General features: G+C 67.2%; 18 protein-coding genes and 1 pseudogene. 12 read left to right on the top strand and 7 right to left on the bottom strand.

Translation table 11 applies throughout. The annotated features are described in order from the left end of the window. Window positions 1-128: 128 nt before the first annotated feature. The 3 genes from moaB to WKH79_RS04555 are packed head-to-tail and all read right to left on the bottom strand — an operon-like array spanning window position 129 to window position 2712. Entirely contained in the window at window positions 129-656 is a 528-nt protein-coding gene (gene moaB / locus WKH79_RS04565) for a molybdenum cofactor biosynthesis protein B (RefSeq protein WP_063511111.1), read from the bottom strand. Next, window positions 656-2377: a lytic transglycosylase domain-containing protein gene (locus WKH79_RS04560; protein WP_341859741.1), complete on the bottom strand. Its 1722-nt coding sequence runs from the start codon at window positions 2375-2377 to the stop codon at window positions 656-658. Before WKH79_RS04560 ends, moaB begins: the two co-directional genes overlap by 1 nt. Then, window positions 2374-2712 (bottom strand): hypothetical protein, encoded by a 339-nt coding sequence (locus WKH79_RS04555; RefSeq protein WP_341859740.1) that lies wholly within the window; start codon window positions 2710-2712, stop codon window positions 2374-2376. Before WKH79_RS04555 ends, WKH79_RS04560 begins: the two co-directional genes overlap by 4 nt. Between WKH79_RS04555 and WKH79_RS04550 the strand changes: the two genes are divergently transcribed. The 8 genes from WKH79_RS04550 to WKH79_RS04515 all read left to right on the top strand — a co-directional run bounded on the left by WKH79_RS04550 (window position 2700) and on the right by WKH79_RS04515 (window position 11649). Continuing rightward, the gene (locus WKH79_RS04550; RefSeq protein ID WP_341859739.1) at window positions 2700-3179 is read left to right on the top strand and encodes a hypothetical protein; all 480 of its coding nucleotides are present in this window, start codon (window positions 2700-2702) and stop codon (window positions 3177-3179) included. The genes WKH79_RS04555 and WKH79_RS04550 overlap by 13 nt on opposite strands. A gap of 59 nt (window positions 3180-3238) precedes the next feature. Then, window positions 3239-4888, top strand: coding sequence for an electron transfer flavoprotein-ubiquinone oxidoreductase (locus WKH79_RS04545; protein ID WP_341859738.1), 1650 nt, complete (start codon window positions 3239-3241; stop codon window positions 4886-4888). A gap of 107 nt (window positions 4889-4995) precedes the next feature. Next, window positions 4996-5808: a 4-(cytidine 5'-diphospho)-2-C-methyl-D-erythritol kinase gene (locus WKH79_RS04540; protein WP_341859737.1), complete on the top strand. Its 813-nt coding sequence runs from the start codon at window positions 4996-4998 to the stop codon at window positions 5806-5808. After that, complete coding sequence (locus WKH79_RS04535) at window positions 5808-6533, top strand: N-formylglutamate amidohydrolase (protein WP_341859736.1); 726 nt, start codon at window positions 5808-5810, stop codon at window positions 6531-6533. Before WKH79_RS04540 ends, WKH79_RS04535 begins: the two co-directional genes overlap by 1 nt. Window positions 6534-6837: 304 nt before the next feature. Next, window positions 6838-8685: a dihydroxy-acid dehydratase gene (gene ilvD / locus WKH79_RS04530; protein WP_341859735.1), complete on the top strand. Its 1848-nt coding sequence runs from the start codon at window positions 6838-6840 to the stop codon at window positions 8683-8685. Between the two features lie 38 nt (window positions 8686-8723). Next, window positions 8724-9074, top strand: a complete 351-nt coding sequence (locus tag WKH79_RS04525; RefSeq protein WP_341859734.1) for a hypothetical protein — start codon at window positions 8724-8726, stop codon at window positions 9072-9074. Then, the gene (locus tag WKH79_RS04520; protein WP_341859733.1) at window positions 9071-10456 is read left to right on the top strand and encodes an NAD(P)H-hydrate epimerase; all 1386 of its coding nucleotides are present in this window, start codon (window positions 9071-9073) and stop codon (window positions 10454-10456) included. The genes WKH79_RS04525 and WKH79_RS04520 overlap by 4 nt, the downstream gene beginning before the upstream one ends. Further along, window positions 10453-11649, top strand: coding sequence for a class I SAM-dependent RNA methyltransferase (locus WKH79_RS04515; RefSeq protein ID WP_341859732.1), 1197 nt, complete (start codon window positions 10453-10455; stop codon window positions 11647-11649). Before WKH79_RS04520 ends, WKH79_RS04515 begins: the two co-directional genes overlap by 4 nt. Here WKH79_RS04515 and WKH79_RS04510 read toward each other — a convergent pair. Genes WKH79_RS04510 through WKH79_RS04495 form a run of 4 tightly spaced genes read right to left on the bottom strand, consistent with a single transcriptional unit; the run spans window position 11634 to window position 14422 of the window. Continuing rightward, window positions 11634-12422 carry a hydrolase 1, exosortase A system-associated gene (locus WKH79_RS04510; protein ID WP_341859731.1) on the bottom strand — a complete coding sequence of 263 codons (789 nt, stop codon included), beginning with the start codon at window positions 12420-12422 and terminating at the stop codon, window positions 11634-11636. The two genes, WKH79_RS04515 and WKH79_RS04510, sit on opposite strands and share 16 nt — an antisense overlap. After that, window positions 12419-13099 (bottom strand): hypothetical protein, encoded by a 681-nt coding sequence (locus tag WKH79_RS04505; RefSeq protein WP_341859730.1) that lies wholly within the window; start codon window positions 13097-13099, stop codon window positions 12419-12421. The genes WKH79_RS04510 and WKH79_RS04505 overlap by 4 nt, the downstream gene beginning before the upstream one ends. Before the next feature lie 8 nt (window positions 13100-13107). Further along, the gene (locus tag WKH79_RS04500; RefSeq protein ID WP_050601193.1) at window positions 13108-13410 is read right to left on the bottom strand and encodes an acyl carrier protein; all 303 of its coding nucleotides are present in this window, start codon (window positions 13408-13410) and stop codon (window positions 13108-13110) included. Window positions 13411-13456: 46 nt separating this feature from the next. Next, the gene (locus WKH79_RS04495) at window positions 13457-14422 is read right to left on the bottom strand and encodes a GNAT family N-acetyltransferase (RefSeq protein ID WP_341859729.1); all 966 of its coding nucleotides are present in this window, start codon (window positions 14420-14422) and stop codon (window positions 13457-13459) included. A 26-nt stretch (window positions 14423-14448) separates the two neighbouring features. On the opposite strand from WKH79_RS04495, the gene WKH79_RS04490 reads away from it, so the two are divergent. From WKH79_RS04490 to WKH79_RS04475, 4 genes and pseudogenes are all read left to right on the top strand, one after another. After that, window positions 14449-15963: an acyl-CoA ligase (AMP-forming), exosortase A system-associated gene (locus tag WKH79_RS04490; RefSeq protein WP_341859728.1), complete on the top strand. Its 1515-nt coding sequence runs from the start codon at window positions 14449-14451 to the stop codon at window positions 15961-15963. Next, a complete protein-coding gene (locus WKH79_RS04485; protein WP_341859727.1) occupies window positions 15960-17186 on the top strand; it encodes a pyridoxal-dependent decarboxylase, exosortase A system-associated in 1227 nt (408 codons plus the stop codon). Before WKH79_RS04490 ends, WKH79_RS04485 begins: the two co-directional genes overlap by 4 nt. Before the next feature lie 208 nt (window positions 17187-17394). After that, window positions 17395-17990 (top strand): annotated as a pseudogene (locus WKH79_RS04480) (XrtA/PEP-CTERM system exopolysaccharide export protein). Window positions 17991-18004: 14 nt separating this feature from the next. Further along, complete coding sequence (locus WKH79_RS04475) at window positions 18005-19522, top strand: XrtA system polysaccharide chain length determinant (RefSeq protein ID WP_050601198.1); 1518 nt, start codon at window positions 18005-18007, stop codon at window positions 19520-19522. Window positions 19523-19528: the final 6 nt, after the last annotated feature.

The raw sequence follows: 19528 nt of genomic DNA, 5'->3' as shown, positions 1-19528 counted from the left end.
CTTCGCGGGGGTGACGGGGGTGGATGGGGTTCGAAGCGTCCTGGTCGGGCCCGTGCCCCTCTGGTTGCGGCTGCTAGCCTCAGCCATCTCCCATTTGGCGGACGCAGAACGGGGAGGATACTTGGTGCCTATCGTTCCCTGAGCCGCGGCATCAGTTCGACGAAATTGCAGGGGCGGAACCGGCTGTCGAGCTGGTGGTGGAGGATCTTGTCCCAGCCGTCCTTCACCGCGCCGTTCGATCCGGGCAATGCGAAGATATAGGTGCCGCGCGCAAGCACGGCGCAGGCGCGGCTCTGGATGGTGCTGACGCCGATCGTTTCGTAGCTGAGCCAGCGGAACAGCTCGCCGAAGCCGGGAATGTCCTTGTCCTTCACGCGGTCGAGTGCTTCAGGCGTGACGTCGCGCCCGGTGAGCCCGGTGCCGCCGGTGGTGATCACGCAATCGACCATTTCATCGTCGATCCAGCGGTGCAGGTGTGCGGCGATCTCGTTCTTGCTGTCGCGGCTGATCTCGCGCGCGGCGAGTTCGTGCCCGGCATCGGCGATGCGCGCGGCGAGGATGTCGCCCGAGCTGTCGTCGGCCAGCGTGCGCGTGTCGGAGACGGTCAGCAGCGCAATACGCACCGGCTGGAACGGGCGGCTCTCATCGATCGGCATCAGCGCACCTTCGGGAATTGCGGCCAGTCGTTCTCGGCCAGGTCGATCCGGCTGGGCGCGGGGGCATCGGCCTGCCGCAAATACATCCAGTAATTGCGCATAACCACCGCGACATAGCCGCGCGTTTCCCAATAGGGGATGCTTTCCATGTAGAGTAGCGGGTCGCCCGCATCGCGGATTTCGCTTTCCCAGCGCGCCACGGGCGAGGGACCGGCATTGTAGGCCGCCATGATCTTGGGCAGCCGCCCCTGCGTATAGCCCGCGGTCGAAAGCGATTCGAGCGTGCGCTGGCCGAAGGCGAGATTGACCGCGGGGTCCTTGAGATCGGCATCGCTGCTCATGTTGATCGAGGCGGCATATTCGCGCTGCGTGATCGGCATGATCTGCATCAGCCCGATCGCGCCCGCGGGGCTAACTACGCGTTCGCGGAAATTCGATTCCTGCAGCGCATGCGCGAAAGCAAGCGCCGGGTCGACGCGCCAGCCACCCACCGGGGTGCGGAAGGTGACGGGGTAGCGCAGGCTGGGATGCGCGCCTTCGCCGCGCGGCGCGTTATAGGCCATGAAGGTCTGCGCGCCGGTCAGCCCGAGTGCGCGCGCCAGCCGCGACAGCGCGGGGTAATCGTCGGGATCACCCGTGCGAACCAGCCAGACCAGATCGTCCGCCGCCTCGTCGCGCCGCCCGATTTCGGCGAGCATGACTGCCTGCTGGACCGCATCTTCATCGCGCAGCCGCCGCCAGTCGGCTTCGGTCAGGTCGGGCTGGGCGTGCGTTTCGGGCAATTCGCGGCCCAGTTGCTCATACGCGAGCATGCCATAGAGCGTTTCGGGGAAGCGCGCCGCGCCGCGCAATTGTTCGTCGGATTTTTCGGGGAAGCGGCAGCGGATCAGGGCGCGGCTGGCCCAGTAATGCGCAGCGGCAGTGAGGTTGGGATTGGTCGATACGGCGGCGCTGCGCTGGAACGCCTCGGCCGCCTTGTCGCAATCGCCCAGCCGCCATGCCGCGAGCCCTGCGGCCCAGTCGCCCTCGGCGACCCACGGGCCGCTGCCATTGTCGCGCACGGTATCCGCCAGTACCCAGGCCTGCGCATCCTGGTTCTCGATATAATAGCTCCACGCGACGCGGTAGCGCCATTCGGCGCGCGCCTGCGGGCTCAGCGTGGCATCGACCCCGTCGAGCAGCAGCCGGGCGCCGTCGGGATCGTCATTGGTGATATGCTCGAGGATTGCGGCCCGCACGCTGGCGGGCATGGTCCCGTCGTTGATCGTGCCGGGGCGGATGCGCTTGCTCGACCCCGGCTGGCGGACGAGATCGCGTGCGCCGGGTAGGCGCGGCGGATTTTCCAGCCCGCGCGTCTGCCCCAGCCGGACCATCGCCTCGGCCTGCGGCAGCTGCGCATAGCGCGCCAGCCAGGCCTCGATCCGCGGCAGTTCGACCCGCGGGCTTTCGGGGTGCAGGTAATAGGCCGCCAGCGCGGCGCCATGCAGCGGCCCTTCGCTGCGGCCGGCAAGCATGACTTCGACCCGGTCCCAGTTGCGCGCCTCGATCGCGGCGAACAGCGATGCGTAATAGCCGCGCTCGTCAGCCGACAGCAGCTGCGGCAGAGCGGCGGCGTGCGAGCGGGTAAAATAGTCGACGCTGTTGCCCTGGCCCATCACGGGCGCGGCCGAGGCGAGCGCGGATGCCGCTAGAGCAGCGGCGGCGAGGGGGCGTAGGATCATCGGGTCCAGTCCAGCCAGCGGTTCCAGAAATTCTCCCGGCGCACGGCCGAGCGGGCGAGATTGCGCAGGTCGGGTGCGGCCAGCAGCGCATGGGGCGAGCCGTTGCAATCGACCGACAACGGCTCTCGCGCCTGTTCGGGCGCGATGCCGAACAGCGCGAGCTGCGCGCGGCCGCAAAGCAGGACTCGCTGCGGCGCGGCGAGCGCGATGTGGTGTCGCAGGACCTGGCCCAGCCCGGCCGCAGCCAGTCGGTCCCATTCGGGCATGGCCATCGGCGCGGGCAGCGCGCTGGCGAAATAGACCTCGTGCTCGGCGATCCCCATTGCGCGCAGCATGGCCGCGCAGAAGGGGCGGCGCCGCCGGTCAGCAGGCCATCGCCATCGTCGTCGAACGGCTGCGGCAGGACAATCATCAGCCGGGCTCCGGCGACCCCGCGCGGCGGCACGCGGCGGTCGAGCGCGCCCTCGGCCAGTGCGGTGTCGGTCATCCACCATTCGCGAAATTTTTCGAGCGTGGCGGGCAGGGCTGCGGGGTCGATTGCGAGCGAGGGGGCGCCGGGCTGTTCGAGCGCGCGTTCGAGTGCGGTCTTGCGCTGGATCGGCGGCGGGGCGGGCGGGGGCGGGGCCGCTACGGCATTCTCGCTCTCGGGCTCGACCAGCCAGCCGCTCGCCTCATCCGCGAAATCGGCATCGACCCCGGCCTCGCGCCACCAGTCGAGCGCGCCTTCGAGGCTCTCCAGCGCGGTGAAATCGCGTGTGTTCAGGGGATCGGCGTGCATCATTCCTCGGTCCGCAGGTCTTGACCTCAATAGCGCCACCAATCAAGGCACTCTCACAAGTTACGCGACGAAAAGAGAGAGTCATGAGCGAACGCGAATCGATGCCCTGCGACGTCGTCATCATCGGCGGCGGTGTCGCCGGCCTGGCAGCGGCAATCCGGTTGAAGCAGATCAACGAGGACCTCGAGGTCGTGGTGCTCGAGAAGGGCAGCGAAATCGGTGCGCACATCCTGTCGGGCGCCGTGGTCGACCCCCGGGCATTGGACGAACTGCTGCCCGAATGGCGCGACATGGACTGCCCGATGGCGGAAACCCCGGTGACCGAGAACCACCACTGGGTGCTGTCCGAAACCGGCCAGTCCGACCTGCCCGAATTCCTTCTTCCCCCCTTCATGGGCAATCACGGCAATTACACCGGTTCGCTGGGCAATCTGGCGCGCTGGCTGGGCGAACAGGCCGAGGGCCTGGGCGTGATGGTCTTCCCCGGCTTCCCCGCTGCCGAAGTGCTGTTCGACGAGCAGGGCGCGGTTACCGGCGTGGTAACGCAGGACATGGGCATCGCCGAAGATGGCTCGCAGAAGGGCGATTACCAACCGGGGATGGAGATCCACGCGAAATACACGCTCTTCGCCGAGGGTGCGCGCGGCAATCTGACCAAGAAGATGAAGGCGAAATACGACCTCGAGGCCAATTGCGAGCCGCAGGTCTACGGCCTCGGCATCAAGGAACTGTGGGATATCGATCCCGCCAAGCACGAGCCCGGCCGCGTGATTCACACGCAGGGCTGGCCGCTGAGCGAGAGCGGCACCTGGGGCGGCGGGTTCCTCTACCACCAGGCCAATGGCCAGGTCGCGCTCGGCTTCGTCACCGCGCTCGATTACAGGAACCCCTACGTTTCGCCTTACCAGGAATTCCAGCGCTGGAAGCACCATCCGGCGATCGCGGCGATCCTCGAAGGCGGCAAGCGCGTCGCCTATGGCGGCCGCGTCATCAACGAGGGCGGCTGGCAGTCGGTCCCCAAGCTGGCGTTCCCCGGCGGCGCGCTGATCGGCTGCGCTGCGGGCTTCGTCAACGTCCCGCGGATCAAGGGCAGCCACACCGCGATGAAGAGCGGGATGCTGGCGGCCGAGAGCATCGCTGCGGCGATTGGCGGCGGCGCGGAACATAGCGAGCTGATGGATTATGACGACGCGGTCCGGTCGAGCTGGATTGCCGAAGAGCTCAAGATGGTGAAGAACGCGCAGCCCGCGGTGGCCAAGTGGGGCGAAGACCTCGGCACGGTGCTGGCGGGCATCGACATGTGGATGCGCACGCTCAAGATCGGCCTGCCGATCACGATGAAGCACCACCGCGACCACGAGATGCTGCAGCGCGCCGACCTGCATCAGAAGATCGCCTATCCCAAGCCCGACGGGAAGCTGAGCTTCGACAAGCTGACCAATGTCGCCTTCAGCTACACCAACCACGCCGAGGACCAGCCGGTCCATCTGAAGGTGTGCGACTGGGAGCTGCAGAAGACCAGCGAACTGGCCGAATACGACGGCCCGTCGAACCGCTATTGCCCCGCTGGCGTCTACGAATGGCTTGCCGACGAGGACACGGGCGAGATGAAGTTCCAGATCAACTCGCAGAACTGCATCCACTGCAAGACCTGCGACATCAAGGATCCGAACCAGAACATCGAATGGACCACGCCTGAAGGCGGGGGCGGCCCGAACTACCCGAATATGTGATCGCCGGCGTCGCTTGCTCTGTCATTGCGAGGAGCGAAGCGACGCGGCAATCCACGGCAGCGCCCTGGATTGCTTCGCTTCGCTCGCAATGACGTGGGAGCCTGCGGGTGGCCATTGCTGAGACCGCCTACGCCAAGATCAACCTCGCGCTGCATGTCCGCAGGCGGCGCGAGGATGGCTATCATGAGCTCGAGACGCTGTTCGCTTTCGTCGATACGGGCGATGTGCTGACGGCGCGCAGTGCGGCTCAGGACAGCGTCACCGTCTTCGGTGAATTCGCCGGCGGGCTCGACGATCCGTTCGACAACCTCGTCGCCAAGGCGCTGGGCAAGCTCCCGCGCGCCGATGGGCTGGCGGTTACGCTTGAGAAGAACCTGCCCGTCGCGGCGGGGTTGGGGGGCGGATCGGCCGATGCCGGCGCGGTCTTCCGCATGGTGCAGGCGCGCTTCGGCCTGCCCGAGGACTGGCACGCGCGCGCCGCCGCGCTCGGCGCCGATGTGCCCGCCTGCGTCGAGAGCCGCACCTGTGTCGGCCGGGGGACCGGAACCGAGCTGGAGGCGGCGGACGACAGCCTTGCCGGCACCCCGGTGTTGCTGGTCAATCCGCGCCTCCCGCTCGCCACCGGTCCGGTGTTCGGACACTGGGATGGCCAGGACCGCGGCGCACTGCCTGCCGGGGATGCGCGGAGCGTGGCAATCGCGGGCCGCAACGACCTCGAGGGGCCGGCAATTTCGCTATGTCCGCAGATCGCCGGGGTGCTGGCGGAATTGGGCGGAACATCGCCCATCCTCGCCCGTATGTCGGGCTCGGGCGCGACGTGTTTTGCGCTCTACGAAAGCGTCGCGGCGCGTGACGCGGCAGCTTCGCAGATCGGCAAGCTCCACACGGGCTGGTGGCAGATGAAAGGGCTCCTGCGATGATGATCGACAACCTCCCCTACCGCCAGGTCGCGGCTGACGACCTGCGTCCGGGAGGGCTGCTGTGCGTCGCCGACCACGCCTCCAACCACGTCCCGGAAGACATAGAGCTGGGCATCGACCCGGCCTTGCTCGACGTGCATATCGCGGTCGATATCGGCGTCGAGGGCATTGCCGACCGGTTGGCCCGGCGCCACGGCATGCCCGCGCATATCGCCACGGTCAGCCGCCTCGTGTGCGACCTGCATCGGCGCGAGGACGATCCCGCAGCGGTGCCGAGCGAGAGCGACGGGACGCTGATCCCCGGCAATATCGGCTCCAATGTCGAAGCCCGGCTGGACCGGTTCCACCGTCCGTATCATGCCGCGCTGGCCGAACTGATCGCGCGGGCCCAGCCGCGCCTGATCCTGGCGCTGCACAGCTTCACGCCGAAAATGGCGACCAGCGACGAACAGCGCCCGTGGGAAGTCGCGCTGCTTTACAACCAGGACGACCGCGCGGCGCGGCATGCGATCCGCCTGTTCGGCGAGCAGGGCCTCAATGTGGGCGACAACCAGCCCTATTCCGGCAAGCAGCTCAATGCGACGATGGACCGCCACGCCGAGGCGCAGGGCATCCCCTATTGCACGGTCGAAATCCGCCAGGACCAGATCGGCACCGCCGCTGGACAGGCGCGCTGGGCGACGCTGCTGGCCGATGTGATGGGCCGCGTCGCGCTCGAGGTCTGAGGAGGCGCTTCGTCGCTCGCGGTTTGCGGAGCGTCGATATCGCACCCCAGACGCGAAGACAGGTTTCCTTCCGCTTTCCCGTCATCCCCGCGAAGGAAGGGATCCAGCTGACGCGGCGTTAAAGAACGAAGGGCATCTGGGCTACTGCCTCCGCAGGGGCGACGCGGCGGATGCGGGCCCGAAGGTTCCTCCGGACCCCAGCGCGCAAATCCCGCATCTAGCTTCGCGTAAAGATTTTCCGCTTCGACCCGCACCCGCGATCCTCTAGTCTGTCCTCCTCCCCGAAGCCGACCGGACCAATATCATGCCTGCCTATCGTTCCCGCACCACCACCCACGGCCGCAACATGGCCGGCGCGCGCGGATTGTGGCGCGCCACGGGCATGAAGGACGGCGATTTCGGCAAGCCGATCATCGCGGTCGTGAACAGCTTCACGCAGTTCGTCCCGGGCCATGTCCACCTCAAGGACCTCGGCCAGCTGGTCGCGCGCGAGATCGAGGCCGCGGGCGGCGTGGCCAAGGAATTCAACACCATCGCGGTCGATGACGGCATCGCCATGGGGCATGACGGCATGCTCTATTCGCTGCCCAGCCGCGACCTGATTGCCGATAGCGTCGAATATATGGTCAATGCGCATTGCGCCGATGCGATGGTCTGCATCTCGAACTGCGACAAGATTACGCCGGGCATGCTGATGGCCTCGATGCGGCTCAACATCCCGAGCGTGTTCGTCTCGGGCGGGCCGATGGAAGCGGGCAAGGTCGTGGTGAAGGGCAAGGAAGTCGCGCTCGACCTGGTCGATGCGATGGTCGCGGCGGCGGATGAGAGCTACACCGACGAGGAAGTGACCGCGATCGAGCAGAACGCCTGCCCGACCTGCGGATCGTGCAGCGGCATGTTTACTGCCAATTCTATGAACTGCCTGACCGAAGCGCTCGGCCTTTCGCTGCCCGGCAACGGGTCCACGCTGGCGACGCATGCCGACAGGCAGGGGTTGTTCGAACGCGCGGGACGGCTCGTGGTGGCGCTCGCCAAGCGCTATTACGAGGAAGACGACGCAAGCGTCCTGCCGCGCACCATCGCCAGCTTCGAGGCGTTCGAAAACGCGATGAGCCTCGATATCGCCATGGGCGGGTCGACCAACACCGTGCTGCACTTGCTGGCCGCCGCGCATGAAGCCGGGGTCGATTTCACCATGAAGGACATCGACCGGTTAAGCCGCCAGGTGCCCTGCCTGTCGAAGGTCGCGCCTGCCAAGGACGATGTCCACATGGAAGACGTGCACCGCGCCGGCGGCATCATGGCGATCCTCGGCGAACTCGAGAAGGCGGGGCTGCTCCACACCGCGCTGCCGACCGTCCACAGCCCGACCATGGCCGATGCGCTGGACGATTGGGATATCGGCCGCACACAGAACAACACGGTGCGCAATTTCTTTGCCGCCGCGCCGGGCGGGGTGCCGACGCAGACCGCCTTCAGCCAGTCCAACCGCTGGCCCGAACTTGATCTCGACCGCGAAAACGGGGTGATCCGCAGTGCCGAGCACGCCTTCAGCAAGGATGGCGGACTGGCAGTGCTTTACGGCAATATCGCGCGCGACGGGTGCATCGTGAAGACGGCGGGTGTCGACGAGAGCATTCTGAACTTCTCGGGTCCGGCGAAGGTTTACGAAAGCCAGGACGATGCGGTCACCGCGATCCTCACCGGGCAGGTGGTCGAAGGCGACGTGGTGGTGATCCGCTACGAAGGGCCGCGCGGCGGGCCGGGCATGCAGGAAATGCTCTATCCGACCAGCTACCTCAAGTCGAAGGGGCTCGGCGCAGGCTGCGCGCTGCTGACCGACGGACGCTTTTCGGGCGGCACATCGGGGCTGTCGATCGGCCATGTCTCGCCCGAAGCCGCCGAGGGTGGGACCATCGGCTTGGTCGAAGAGGGCGATCTGATCGAAATCTCGATTCCCCAGCGTACGATCACCCTGGCCGTGCCCGACGACGTGCTGGCGGAGCGGCGCGCCGCGATGGAAGAGCGCGGGTGGCAGCCGGTCAAGCCGCGCGACCGGCGCGTCTCGCCCGCACTCGAGGCCTATGCCGCCATGACCACCAGCGCCGCACGCGGGGCCATCCGCGATGTCGGGCAGCTGAAAAAGCGCTGACACTTGCCCCGCGGCCGCGCGCGTGGCAGCGGCGGCGGATGGTCAAACCAAGATCCCTCTCATGCGCGCCGCTGGCGGCGCTGGCGCTGGCCGCCTGCGATGTATCCCCCGGGATCGAGAGCGAGGGCGGCACCAGCGTCGCCTGCGCGCTCGGCGGCGCGAGCGACTTTGCCAGCGAATGCCGCCTGGTCCAGAGAGGCGAGGGCACAGGCGCGGTGTATGTCATGCGGCATCCCGATGGCGGTTTCCGGACGCTGGTGCCTGCGGACACCCCCGCCGGCCTCGCCGAATCCGACGGGTCGCAGATCGCGACGAGCAAGCGCGAGGGGGGCGACATTGTCCTGATGATCGGCGACGACCGCTACCGCTGGAAGGAACCCGGCCGATGAGTGAGCCCGTGTTAACGGTCGAGCAGATGCGCGCCGCCGAGCGTGCCGCAGTGGATGCCGGGACCAGCGAATGGGAACTGATGCAACGCGCCGGTCGCGGCGCGGCGCTGTGGGTCATGCGCGCCGCTGCCGGGCGCGGCGTGACGGTGCTGTGCGGGCCGGGCAACAATGGCGGCGACGGCTATGTTATTGCGCAATGCCTGCTTGGCGCAGGCTATGCGGTCGAGGTGATCGCGCCGCGCGAACCCTCCAGCACTGCGGCGCGCACCGGGCGGGCGCATTACGAGGGTCCCGTGAGCGAAGCGGCCCGGCCGCAGCACCCCGTGGTGGTTGATTGCCTGTTCGGCTACGGGCTTTCCCGCACAGTCGAGGGCCCTTTTGCCGAACTGCTCGAAGATCTAAAGGCAAATGACTGTTATCGTATCGCAATCGACGTACCCAGCGCGGTCGAAAGCGACAGCGGCCGGGTGCTCGGACCGCTCCCCCGCTACGATCTCACGCTGGCGCTCGGGGCATGGAAACAGGCGCATGCATTGATGCCGGCGGTTGCCCGGATGGGGGCCCTGCGACGTGTTCCGATCGGGATAGAGACCGGGGGCGGAACGGCGGCGTTTGCCGCGCCGCCGCATCTCGGCGCTCCGGCCGCCGATGCCCACAAATACCGGCGGGGCCTGCTCGCGATCGTCGCGGGCGCGATGCCCGGCGCACCGTTGCTGTCGTCCGAGGCGGCAATGCGCGCGGGGGCGGGCTATGTGAAATTGCTCAGCGAACACGCGCATCCCGATGCCCCCGCCGAACTGGTGATCGAGCAGGGGGATTTCGCCGGGGCCATTGCGGATGAGAGGATCGCGGCGCTCCTGGTCGGCCCCGGGCTGGGACGCGACGGCGCTGCCCGTTCAAGGCTCGCGGCGGTCCTCGGCCGGGGGCTGCCGGCGGTGCTCGACGCCGACGCGCTGCATCTGCTCGATGCGAAGCTACTGGCGGAGGCCGATGCTTCGAATCTGTGCGTTACCCCGCATGAAGGCGAACTGGCGGCGCTGTGCGAGGCGTTCGGCGTCACGGCGGAGTGCAAGCTCGACCGCGCACGGCGGCTTCATGACGTCACCGGGATAACCGTGCTGGCCAAGGGCGCAGACACGATACTCGTGGCTGGCGGCATGACGTCATTCTTCCCGCGCGGGTCCAGCTGGCTTTCGGTCGCGGGCACCGGCGACGTCCTTGCCGGCATCTTCGCTTCGCGGCTCGCGGTACACGGCAATACGCGCCGCGCTGGCGAAGAAGCGGTGTGGTTGCATCACGAAGCGGCGCGGCGCGCGGGCCCTGCCTTTACTGCCGGCGAGCTGGCCCGGGCGGTCCGGACCGCAATGGAGACATTCCTGTGAGCGACAGCGAGATCATCGAACGGATCGCCGCCCGCGGTGACGGCATCACGGCATCGGGCCGCCACGTCGCGGGCGCTGTACCCGGCGACGCGGTTGCCGCCGATGGGACGCTGGTTGCCGGGCCGCATCATGTCACGCCCCCGTGCAGCCATTTCCCGGAATGCGGCGGCTGCCAGTTGCAGCAGGCCGATGAAACCGCGCTGCGCCAGTTCGTTACCGACCGGGTCGTCCATGCCGCCGAAGGGCAGGGCATTGCCATCGGCGAGGTGCTGCCGACGCATCTCTCGCCAGCCAATTCGCGGCGCCGCGCGACGCTGCACGCGCTGCGCACCGCTCGGGGTGCAGTGCTCGGTTTTCGCGAAGGCGGGGCGCATCGCATCGTCGACATGCGCGAATGCCATATCCTCGTTCCCGAGCTTTTCGCACTGGTGGGGCCGCTGCGTTCGCTGGTTGCCGAACATGGGGCACGCCAGCCGGTCGATATCGAACTCACGCTGGTCGACGAAGGCGTGGACTGCACGCTCAAGGGGATCGAGGCGGATGGCCTCGCGGCGACCGAGGCGCTGCTCGATTTCGCGCGCGCCAATGCGCTCGCCCGGCTCTCGCTCGATCGCGGTTTCGGCCCCGAGACCGTGTGGGAACCGCAGCCGCTGACGGTCACGCTCGGCTCGTTCCCGGTGCCCTTCCCGCAGGGCAGTTTCCTGCAGCCCACCAAGGATGGGGAGGGCGTGCTGGTCGGCGATGCACGCGCCTTCCTCAACGGGGCGACGACGATTGCGGATCTGTTTTCGGGTCTCGGGACCTTTGCGTTCGCGCTGGCGGGGCCGCGCAAGGTGCTGGCGGTCGAGGCCGCGCGCGACGCGCATCTGGCGTGCAAGGCCGCAGCCAACATCCGCGGTGTGCCCGTGCTCGCGCTGCACCGCGACCTGTTCCGCAATCCCTTGCAGCCCGAGGAAGCCGGGCGCTTCGGCGCGATCCTGCTCGATCCGCCGCGCGCGGGTGCGCGCGACCAAGTGGCGCAGATTGCTGCCAGCGATGCCACGCGCGTGGCATATGTCAGCTGCAACCCTGCCAGCTGGGCGCGCGATGCGAGGACGCTGGTCGAGGCGGGGTTCAGGCTCGAAAAGCTACGTCCCGTGGGCCAGTTCCGCTGGTCGACGCATGTCGAGCTGTCGAGCTACTTCACCCGGTAGGCACGCAGCGTTTCGAGCAGGCGGGCGCGCAGCCAGGCGCGCGCTTCGCCATCCGAAAAGGCGTGATCCGCCCCCGGGCACCGCGCGATCCGGTCATCGTCTGCATCCCAGCGCTCGGCAAAGACTTGCGCAGTGCGATCGGCTTCGGCGAGCAGGAAGCGGACCGGCCCGCCAAAGCCGTCGAGCCCACTCTTCATCTGGTCGGCGAGCGACGAGGGGGTGCTGCGCGGGCGCATCGCCTTGACCATCCCGCGCGACAGTTTCTTTAGGTCGACACCGCCTGAAAGGAGCCGGGCAAGTTCCTGCGGGTTCTTGAGTTTTTGTGCATAGCGCGAACGGATGGCCGCGGGCGGCGGGGTGCTGTCTTCGCTTTCGTCAATCGTCCACGGGTTGCTGAGGACCAGGGCATCGCATTCCGCGCCCCCGGCCAGCATGAGGGCGCTGGCAGCATCGCAATTGCCGAATGCCACCACGCGCTGGACCTGCGGAGCGATTGCGCGGAAGGCGAGCAGCGCGGCCGCGATATCGCGGCCCGAGCGGCGGAACCCGCGATTGATGCCCTCACTGTCGCCGATCCCGCGCCGGTCGAAGCGGAACACCGGGAAACCGGCGCGCGCGATCGAGGCGGCAAGCTGCGACTGGCCGTTGAACGCGCCCGCGCGTATCTCGTTGCCCCCGCTGACGATCAGCAGCCCGGTGGTACCCGGGGCGCTGTCCAGCGTGGCACCGCAGCGCTGCTCGCGGCATTCGAAGGTAAGATGCAACCTGCTCATCGGTCGGCCATTTCTGCCATCACGATCGCCGCGAGCGTGTCGGCCTGCGCGGCATCGAAATCGTTTTCGGCGCGCAGCCACAGCGGCCGCCCGCCAAGCTCGGCCTGTTCGACGACCCGGTGCCGCGGCGAAGGATCGTAAACTGCCGTTTCCAGTTCGCCGACCAGCTCGGCGCCGAGCTGCCAGCCCGCGAGCACGATGCCGTTCGACCGCGCATCGTCGAGCAGTGCCTCGGCGGTTTCCGGATGCCCGGTTTCCTTTGCGGCCAGCACCCGTGCGCGCAGCATGTTGCGCAGGACCTGTGCAGGCTTTGCAGGAGCATGGAGCGCGGCGGGCATGTCATCGGGCACCAGCCAGCAGCCCGAACGCATCGCAAGGACATGCGCGGCACCGAAATGCGCGGCAGCTGCTCCGACCGCCTGCCGCCAGCCGGCGAGCGTCTGCGCCTGTAGCGGCGCCATGCTTTCGTTGCAGCCGGGCAGGTCGGGGAGGAAACAATCCACGCCGCCTTCATCGAGTCTGCGCATGATTTCAGAGAATTGATGGCGGAACTTGTTGGCTTCATCGAACAGCGGGGGAATCACCAGCAAGCGCCGGGACCGCCGTTGTTCGAAGCACAGCGCCATTTCCTCGCCCGACGTGCCGTCCGGCAGCGGGCAAGGCCATGTGACATACATGTGCGCGGTCAGCTTTCGACGACCTTGGCTTCGGCGAAAGCCAGCAGGCCGCTGTAGGTTTCGAGCATTTCGCCATCGACGTCCTCGTCTTCGATGACGATGTCGAGCCGGTCTTCCATTTCGGTAAGCAGGCCCGCGACGGCCATCGAGTCGAGTTCGGGAAGGTGGCCGAACAGCCCGGTATCGCCATCGAAGCCGTCGACCTGCGCCTGGTCGAGGCCGAGAACGTCGCGCAGGATCGCGCGCAGCGTCTGGTCGATGTCGCTGCGGCTCGGCCCGGTCGGTGCGGCGTGTGCGGTTTCGGCGTTCATTTCCTCGGCTTCCCCTGCCTTTGGCCCTGGTTTGGAGGCGCTGCCCTTAGCTGGGCCTATTGTGCGGTGCAAGGTGGCGGACCCAAGCCCTGGCGATGGCCGGCCAGGCCCGCGGTTGGCGCCAGTCGAGACAATCGAGCCGGTAGCGCGGCCGGTTCGCTTCCATCCAGTCGCGCTTGTAGGCATCAGCGCCGGTACCGAAATCGACCAGCGACACGCCATCCGTATCGATAACCCGCTCGAACAGCGCCGCGCTCAGCGTCGTCCCCGCCGAAAGCGGTTTGGCCGCCTCGATATGCGCCAGCTTGTGGATATAGGCGGTACCGCCTTCCACCGTCCAGAACTGCGCCGCGACCGGCTCGCCAGCGGCATAGGCGAGCCCCAGCCGGATCCGGCCGGCAGCGCCTTCCGCGCGGGCAAACGCCTCGAGGATATCCGCGCGTTCCTCCCGCGGCTTCCAGCTTTGTGCATAGACCGCTTGATAGTCGGCCCAGGCCGCCTCGTCGAACCGGGTGAGGATCTTCACCTCGACCTTGCGCGCCTTGCGCTTGAGCGTGGTCCGCATCTTGCCCGGGCGCGCGGCCCAGTATTCGGCAAAGCTGCGGCCTTCGACCGGGAGCACGTGGTTTTCATCGCATGCGCTGCGAAAGACCAGCCAGCCGGCCTCGCGGAACGCCTGATCGAGCGCGTCCGCACTGCCGTCCTCGCCGGGAACGGGGGCAAGCACGATGCGGCCGGCCTGTCGCCGCAGGTCGCGGGCGAGGGCGGTGAGCAGGGCTTGCGAACGGCCCAGCGGGCGCCAGCTGAAGCTGAACCAGTAGGTCAGGCTGGCGAGGTGTTCATGTTCGCGCCGCAGCGGCAGCAGCACGCGCTCATCCCCGCGCTCGGCCATGGCGGCCAGCACGGGGCCGAGCAGGCCGAACCACTCCAGCCTGTCGAAAGGACCGTCCTGCGGCCAATCCAGCGCTTGCAGTTTGGTAAGGCTCTCGTGATAGCTGACCGCGATGTCCACCGGATTTCCCTCACTCAGGAGCGTTAATGCCTGATCCCACGCCGCAGCCGCTCGATCGACTGGCCGAGCGCGGGCGAGACGATGCGCCTGCGCTCGTTCTGCGCGAGCGTACGCTTACCCATGCCGAGCTGAGAAAGCGAGTGGGCCTGCTTGCAGGCTGGCTCGCGGGCCGTGTGCCGGCGGGCGCGCGTGTCGCCAGCTGGGCGGCGAAGGGGGAATTGACCTGCCTGCTGCCGCTCGCCGCGGCCCGCGCGGGCGTGGTGCACGTCCCGATCAACCCGTTGCTCAAGCGCGCGCAGGTCGCGCATATCCTTGTTGACAGCGGCGCGGTGTTGCTGATGGGGACCAGGGCACGGTTGGCCACGCTGGAGGACGCGGACCTGCCGCCAGCGTGTTCGCCGATCGACGAAGCCGATGTCTTCGCGCTGGCCGAAGCGCAGGGCGACCATGCAGGGCCATCCGCGCACGATCCGGACGCCTTGGCGGCCATCCTCTACACCAGCGGTTCGACCGGCCGGCCCAAGGGCGTCATGCTGAGCCATGCGAATATGTGGCTGGGCGCGGTCAGCGTGGCGCATTACCTCGGCATGGCGGAGGACGACGTGACGCTGGCGGTGCTCCCGCTGAGTTTCGATTACGGCCAGAGCCAGCTGCTATCGACCTGGTATGCGGGGGGCTGCGTGGTCCCGCTCGATTATCTCTTCCCGCGCGATGTGGCGAAAGCCTGCGCCCGGCATGCGGTGACGACGCTCGCTGCGGTGCCGCCCCTGTGGCTGCAACTGACCGACGTCGAATGGCCTGCGGAGGCGATCGGGAGCATGCGGCGGCTGACCAATTCCGGCGGCGCGCTGACGCTCGACCTCGTACGAAATTTGCGCGGCATGTTCCCGCAATCACAACTTTTTCCGATGTATGGCCTGACCGAGGCATTCCGTTCGACCTATCTCGATCCGGCGCTGGTCGATACCCATCCGACGTCGATGGGCCGGGCCATTCCCTTCGCCGAGATACTGGTGATGGCCGACAGTGGTTCGCTGGCCGGACCGGGTCAGGAAGGCGAACTGGTGCACTGCGGACCGCTGGTGGCGCAGGGGTACTGGCAGGATGCCGAGCGTACAGCCGAACGCTTCAAGCCGGCCCCGGCGATGTCCGAATATGGCGGCACGGCCGTCTGGTCGGGCGACCGGGTCTTGCGCGATGCGGACGGGCTGCTCCATTTCGTCGGACGGCGCGATGCGATGATCAAGAGCGCGGGGAACCGTATCAGTCCGCAGGAGATCGAGAGCGCTGCCGTGGCGAGCGGCTTGGTGGCCGAAGCGGTCGCGCTCGGGGTCCAGGACGAACGCCTCGGTCACGCGATCCATCTCGTCGTGCGTCCTGCCGTAGGCTCGGACGACCCCGAAAACGGCCTTCGCAAGGCCCTGCAGAAGGAACTGCCCAATTTCATGCAACCGCACGTGATCCATTGGCGCGACACGCTGCCGCTCAATCCCAACGGCAAACTCGACCGGACCGCGATCGCCGCGGAGATCGGCGCATGAAGCCGCTGGGACCCATTCCCGCGGGCTATACCGCGATCGGCGGCGAGCTGGCCATCGGCGGCAAGCCCGCCAGTCATTGGGTGGAGGCAGCGGGGCGGACCCCGCTGTTCGTCTATTCGAAGGATTTGATAACGCACCGCCTTGCCGATCTGCGCGCGGCGATGCCCGACCGGATCAAGATCAATTATGCAATCAAGGCCAACAGTTTCGCGCCGGTTCTTGACCATGTCTCGACGCTAGCGGACGGGCTCGATATCGCATCGGGCGGCGAGCTGGAAATGGTCCGGGCAATGGGTTTCGACCTGACGCGGGTGAGTTTCGCCGGGCCGGGCAAGCGCGACAGCGAACTGGAAGCGGCTATTGCCGCAGGCGTCACGCTCAACCTCGAAAGCGAGGCCGAGGCCGACCGCGCGCTGGGTATCGCAGCGCGGCTCGGCAAGACGCCGCGGATGGCGATCCGCGTCAATCCCGATTTCGAACTCAAGGGATCGGGGATGAAGATGGGCGGCGGCCCCAAGCCATTCGGGATCGATGCCGAACGGGTGCCGGCACTGATCGCGCGGATCATTGCGGCAGGCTGCGAATTTCGCGGATTGCATATCTTTACCGGCAGCCAGGCACTGTCGGCCGAAGCGGTGATCGACATGCAGGCGAAAGTGCTCGACTGCGCCGATCGCCTGGCGGGCGAGGCGGGGGTCAAGCTGCCCAAGCTCAACATGGGGGGCGGCTTCGGCATTCCCTATTTCCCGGGTGACGAGCCGCTGGACATAGCTGCCGTAGGGGCCGCCCTGCACGACCGCTTCGCGCACCTGCCCGAGACGCTGGCCGATGCTGAACTCTTTCTTGAACTCGGCCGCTATCTCGTTGGCGAAGCTGGGGTTTATCTCACACGTATCGTCGATCGCAAGGACAGCTACGGCGAAACCTATCTGATTACCGATGGCGGCCTGCATCACCAGCTGGCGGCCTCGGGCAATTTCGGCACGGTGGTCCGGCGCAATTACCCGGTGGCGATCGCCAGCCGCTTCGCCGCCGAACCGGAAGAAACCGCCAATGTGGTCGGCTGCCTGTGCACCCCGCTCGACCGGCTTGCGGACAAGGCGCATCTGCCCCGCGCCGAGGTGGGCGATCTGGTCGCGGTGTTCTGCGCGGGTGCCTATGGCGCGAGCGCGTCACCCAGCGCCTTCCTCGGACAGGGGCCGGCGGCTGAAATGCTGGTGTGAACGTGGCGGGGTAAGGCCCGCGAATCCTGCGGTTTCTGCGGTTCCCGGGCGCTATGGCTAACTGTATGTTCACCTTTCTTGGGCAATAGTCTTCCCAAACAGGGGCCAACGGGCGCAATCGGCGTCCGAAACGGCCGTGGACAGATGCCGGGATAGATACATGCGTTTGAACCGACCAAGCTTGCTTTTTGCCGGATGCGCCGCACCCATGCTGATGCTGGCGGGCTGTGCCGCCGGCGGCAACACCGAGCTTCCCCCGCGACTTTCGTCGCCATGCAGGAAGGCCCGGGCGAGGAATATGTGATCGGTCCGCTCGACCAGCTGACCATCCATGTCTGGCGCAATCCCGAACTGGGTGCGGAAAAGATCCAGGTGCGCCCCGATGGCCGCATCACCATCCCGCTGGTCAAGGACATGCCGGCGGTGGGCAAGACACCATCGATGCTCGAGGAGGATATCCGCCTCCAACTCAGCCAGTATATCGAGGATCCGCTGGTCTCGGTCATCGTCAACGAATTTGCCGGGACCTTCAGCCAGCAGATCCGCATTGTCGGCGCCACGGCGCAGCCGGCCTCGCTGCCCTACCGCGCGAACATGACCGTGCTCGACGCGATGATCGCGGTCGGCGGCCTGTCCGAGTTCGCCGCCGGCAATCGCGCCAAGCTGATCCGCTTCGACAAGCAGCTTGGCCGCCAGCGCGAATATGCGCTGCGCCTGACGGATCTGCTCAAGCGGGGCGACAGCAAGGCCAATGTACTGCTGCAGCCGGGTGATGTGATCATCATCCCCGAAAGCACCTTCTAGGGGACTGCGGGGGCATGCAGGAAGTCGTCGAAGAACTTCGCAGCGCGCTGCATACGGTGTGGAACCGCCGCTGGCTTGCGCTCGCGGTGGCCTGGGCCGTGTGCATCCTCGGCTGGCTGGCGGTTGCGTTCATCCCCAACAGCTATGAAAGCCGGGCGCGGATCTATGTCGAGCTCGAGGATGTCCTGTCCGAGCAGCTGGAGATTTCCGGCGACGGCAAGCAGGCGATCACAAAGGTCCGCCAGACGCTGGTCAGCGCGGTCAATCTTGAGCGCGTGGTACGCAGCACCAAGCTGGGCGAGAAAGTCGCCACCGACAATGAGATGCAGAGCGCGGTGCAGAGCCTGACCGAGAACATCGTGGTCGAGAGCGAGCAGGACAATCTGTTCACGATCACCGCGACGGTCGGCAAGTCGAGCCTGAGCGATGCCGAGAACGCCGCGCTGGCGAAAGACGTGGTCCAGAAGCTGATCGATATCTTCCGCGAATCGAACATCGCGGGCAACCGCGGCGATGTCGCCGATACGATCGCGTTTCTCGACCAGCAGCTCGACGACCGCAAGGCCGAGCTCGAAGCCGCCGAACAGCGGCGCCTGGCCTTCGAGGCGGAACACCCCGACCTGATCGGCGGCACTGGCACCGTGACCGGTCGCTTGCAGACGATGCGCACCGAAATGCGCGGGATCGATGCCGATATCGCCGCGGCGCAAAGCGCGCTGGCGGCCATCAACGGCCAGATCGCCAGCACGCCGCGCAGCATCGTGACCGCCGGGGGCGGGGGCGCACGCGGGGCGTTGATGCAGGCGCAATCGAACCTCTCGGCCATGCGTGCGCGCGGCCTGACCGACAGCCATCCCGACGTGCAGGCGCAGCAGCGCCAGATCGCCTCGCTGCGCGAACAGGCAGCCAGCGAACCGGCGGGTTCGGGCGGTTCGCCCAACCCGGCCTACACTTCGCTGATGTCGATCCGCGCCGAACGCCAGGCCAATGTGCAGGCGCTGCAGGCCCGCAAGGCGGCGGTGCAATCGGACATTTCCGCGCTGATCGCCGCGCAGGCCAACGAGCCTGCCGTGGCGGCCGAAGCCAATCGCATCAGCCGCGACTACGAAGTGCTGAAGGACAAGTATGACGACCTGCTCAACGACCGCGAGGAAATGCGGCTGCGCGGGCAGGTCGAAACCGAACGCAGCGCGTTCCAGTTCGAGGTGATCGACCCGCCCACCGCGCCGCGCAATCCCGCGGCTCCCAACCGGCCGCTGCTGCTGCTGGGCGTGCTGATCGTCGGCCTCGGCGCGGGCGCGGGGGCCGCATTCGTCCTCGGCCAGCTCCGTTCGAGCTTCACCACCGCGGACAAGCTCGAGCGCTCGCTCGACCTGCCGGTGATCGGGACGATTTCGCGTTCGGTCACCGAAGCGGCGCGCAAGCACCAGAAACTCCGTCTGAAGCAATTCTTCGCCGGTGTCGGTGCGCTGGGGGCGGTATGCTTCCTGCTGCTGGTCGTCGAAATCGTCCAGGTCGGATCGGTGGCCTGAGGGAAC

Origin of the sequence: Qipengyuania sp. GPGPB31 (genome assembly GCF_038396345.1) — a bacterium.
Lineage (GTDB): Bacteria > Pseudomonadota > Alphaproteobacteria > Sphingomonadales > Sphingomonadaceae > Qipengyuania > Qipengyuania citrea.
This window is presented reverse-complemented; position numbering and strand designations above follow the sequence as displayed.

What these genes read in the sequence shown, in the direction of transcription:
- WKH79_RS04490 (WP_341859728.1), top strand. Translation starts at nt 14,449, where the DNA reads ATGCCTGATCCCACGCCGCAGCCGCTCGATCGACTGGCCGAGCGCGGG.
- WKH79_RS04520 (WP_341859733.1), top strand. Translation starts at nt 9,071, where the DNA reads ATGAGTGAGCCCGTGTTAACGGTCGAGCAGATGCGCGCCGCCGAGCGT.
- ilvD (WP_341859735.1), top strand. Translation starts at nt 6,838, where the DNA reads ATGCCTGCCTATCGTTCCCGCACCACCACCCACGGCCGCAACATGGCC.
- WKH79_RS04545 (WP_341859738.1), top strand. Translation starts at nt 3,239, where the DNA reads ATGAGCGAACGCGAATCGATGCCCTGCGACGTCGTCATCATCGGCGGC.
- WKH79_RS04485 (WP_341859727.1), top strand. Translation starts at nt 15,960, where the DNA reads ATGAAGCCGCTGGGACCCATTCCCGCGGGCTATACCGCGATCGGCGGC.
- WKH79_RS04510 (WP_341859731.1), bottom strand. Translation starts at nt 12,422, where the DNA reads ATGAGCAGGTTGCATCTTACCTTCGAATGCCGCGAGCAGCGCTGCGGT.
- WKH79_RS04555 (WP_341859740.1), bottom strand. Translation starts at nt 2,712, where the DNA reads ATGCTGCGCGCAATGGGGATCGCCGAGCACGAGGTCTATTTCGCCAGC.
- WKH79_RS04535 (WP_341859736.1), top strand. Translation starts at nt 5,808, where the DNA reads ATGATCGACAACCTCCCCTACCGCCAGGTCGCGGCTGACGACCTGCGT.
- WKH79_RS04525 (WP_341859734.1), top strand. Translation starts at nt 8,724, where the DNA reads ATGGTCAAACCAAGATCCCTCTCATGCGCGCCGCTGGCGGCGCTGGCG.
- moaB (WP_063511111.1), bottom strand. Translation starts at nt 656, where the DNA reads ATGCCGATCGATGAGAGCCGCCCGTTCCAGCCGGTGCGTATTGCGCTG.
- WKH79_RS04475 (WP_050601198.1), top strand. Translation starts at nt 18,005, where the DNA reads ATGCAGGAAGTCGTCGAAGAACTTCGCAGCGCGCTGCATACGGTGTGG.
- WKH79_RS04505 (WP_341859730.1), bottom strand. Translation starts at nt 13,099, where the DNA reads ATGTATGTCACATGGCCTTGCCCGCTGCCGGACGGCACGTCGGGCGAG.
- WKH79_RS04500 (WP_050601193.1), bottom strand. Translation starts at nt 13,410, where the DNA reads ATGAACGCCGAAACCGCACACGCCGCACCGACCGGGCCGAGCCGCAGC.
- WKH79_RS04560 (WP_341859741.1), bottom strand. Translation starts at nt 2,377, where the DNA reads ATGATCCTACGCCCCCTCGCCGCCGCTGCTCTAGCGGCATCCGCGCTC.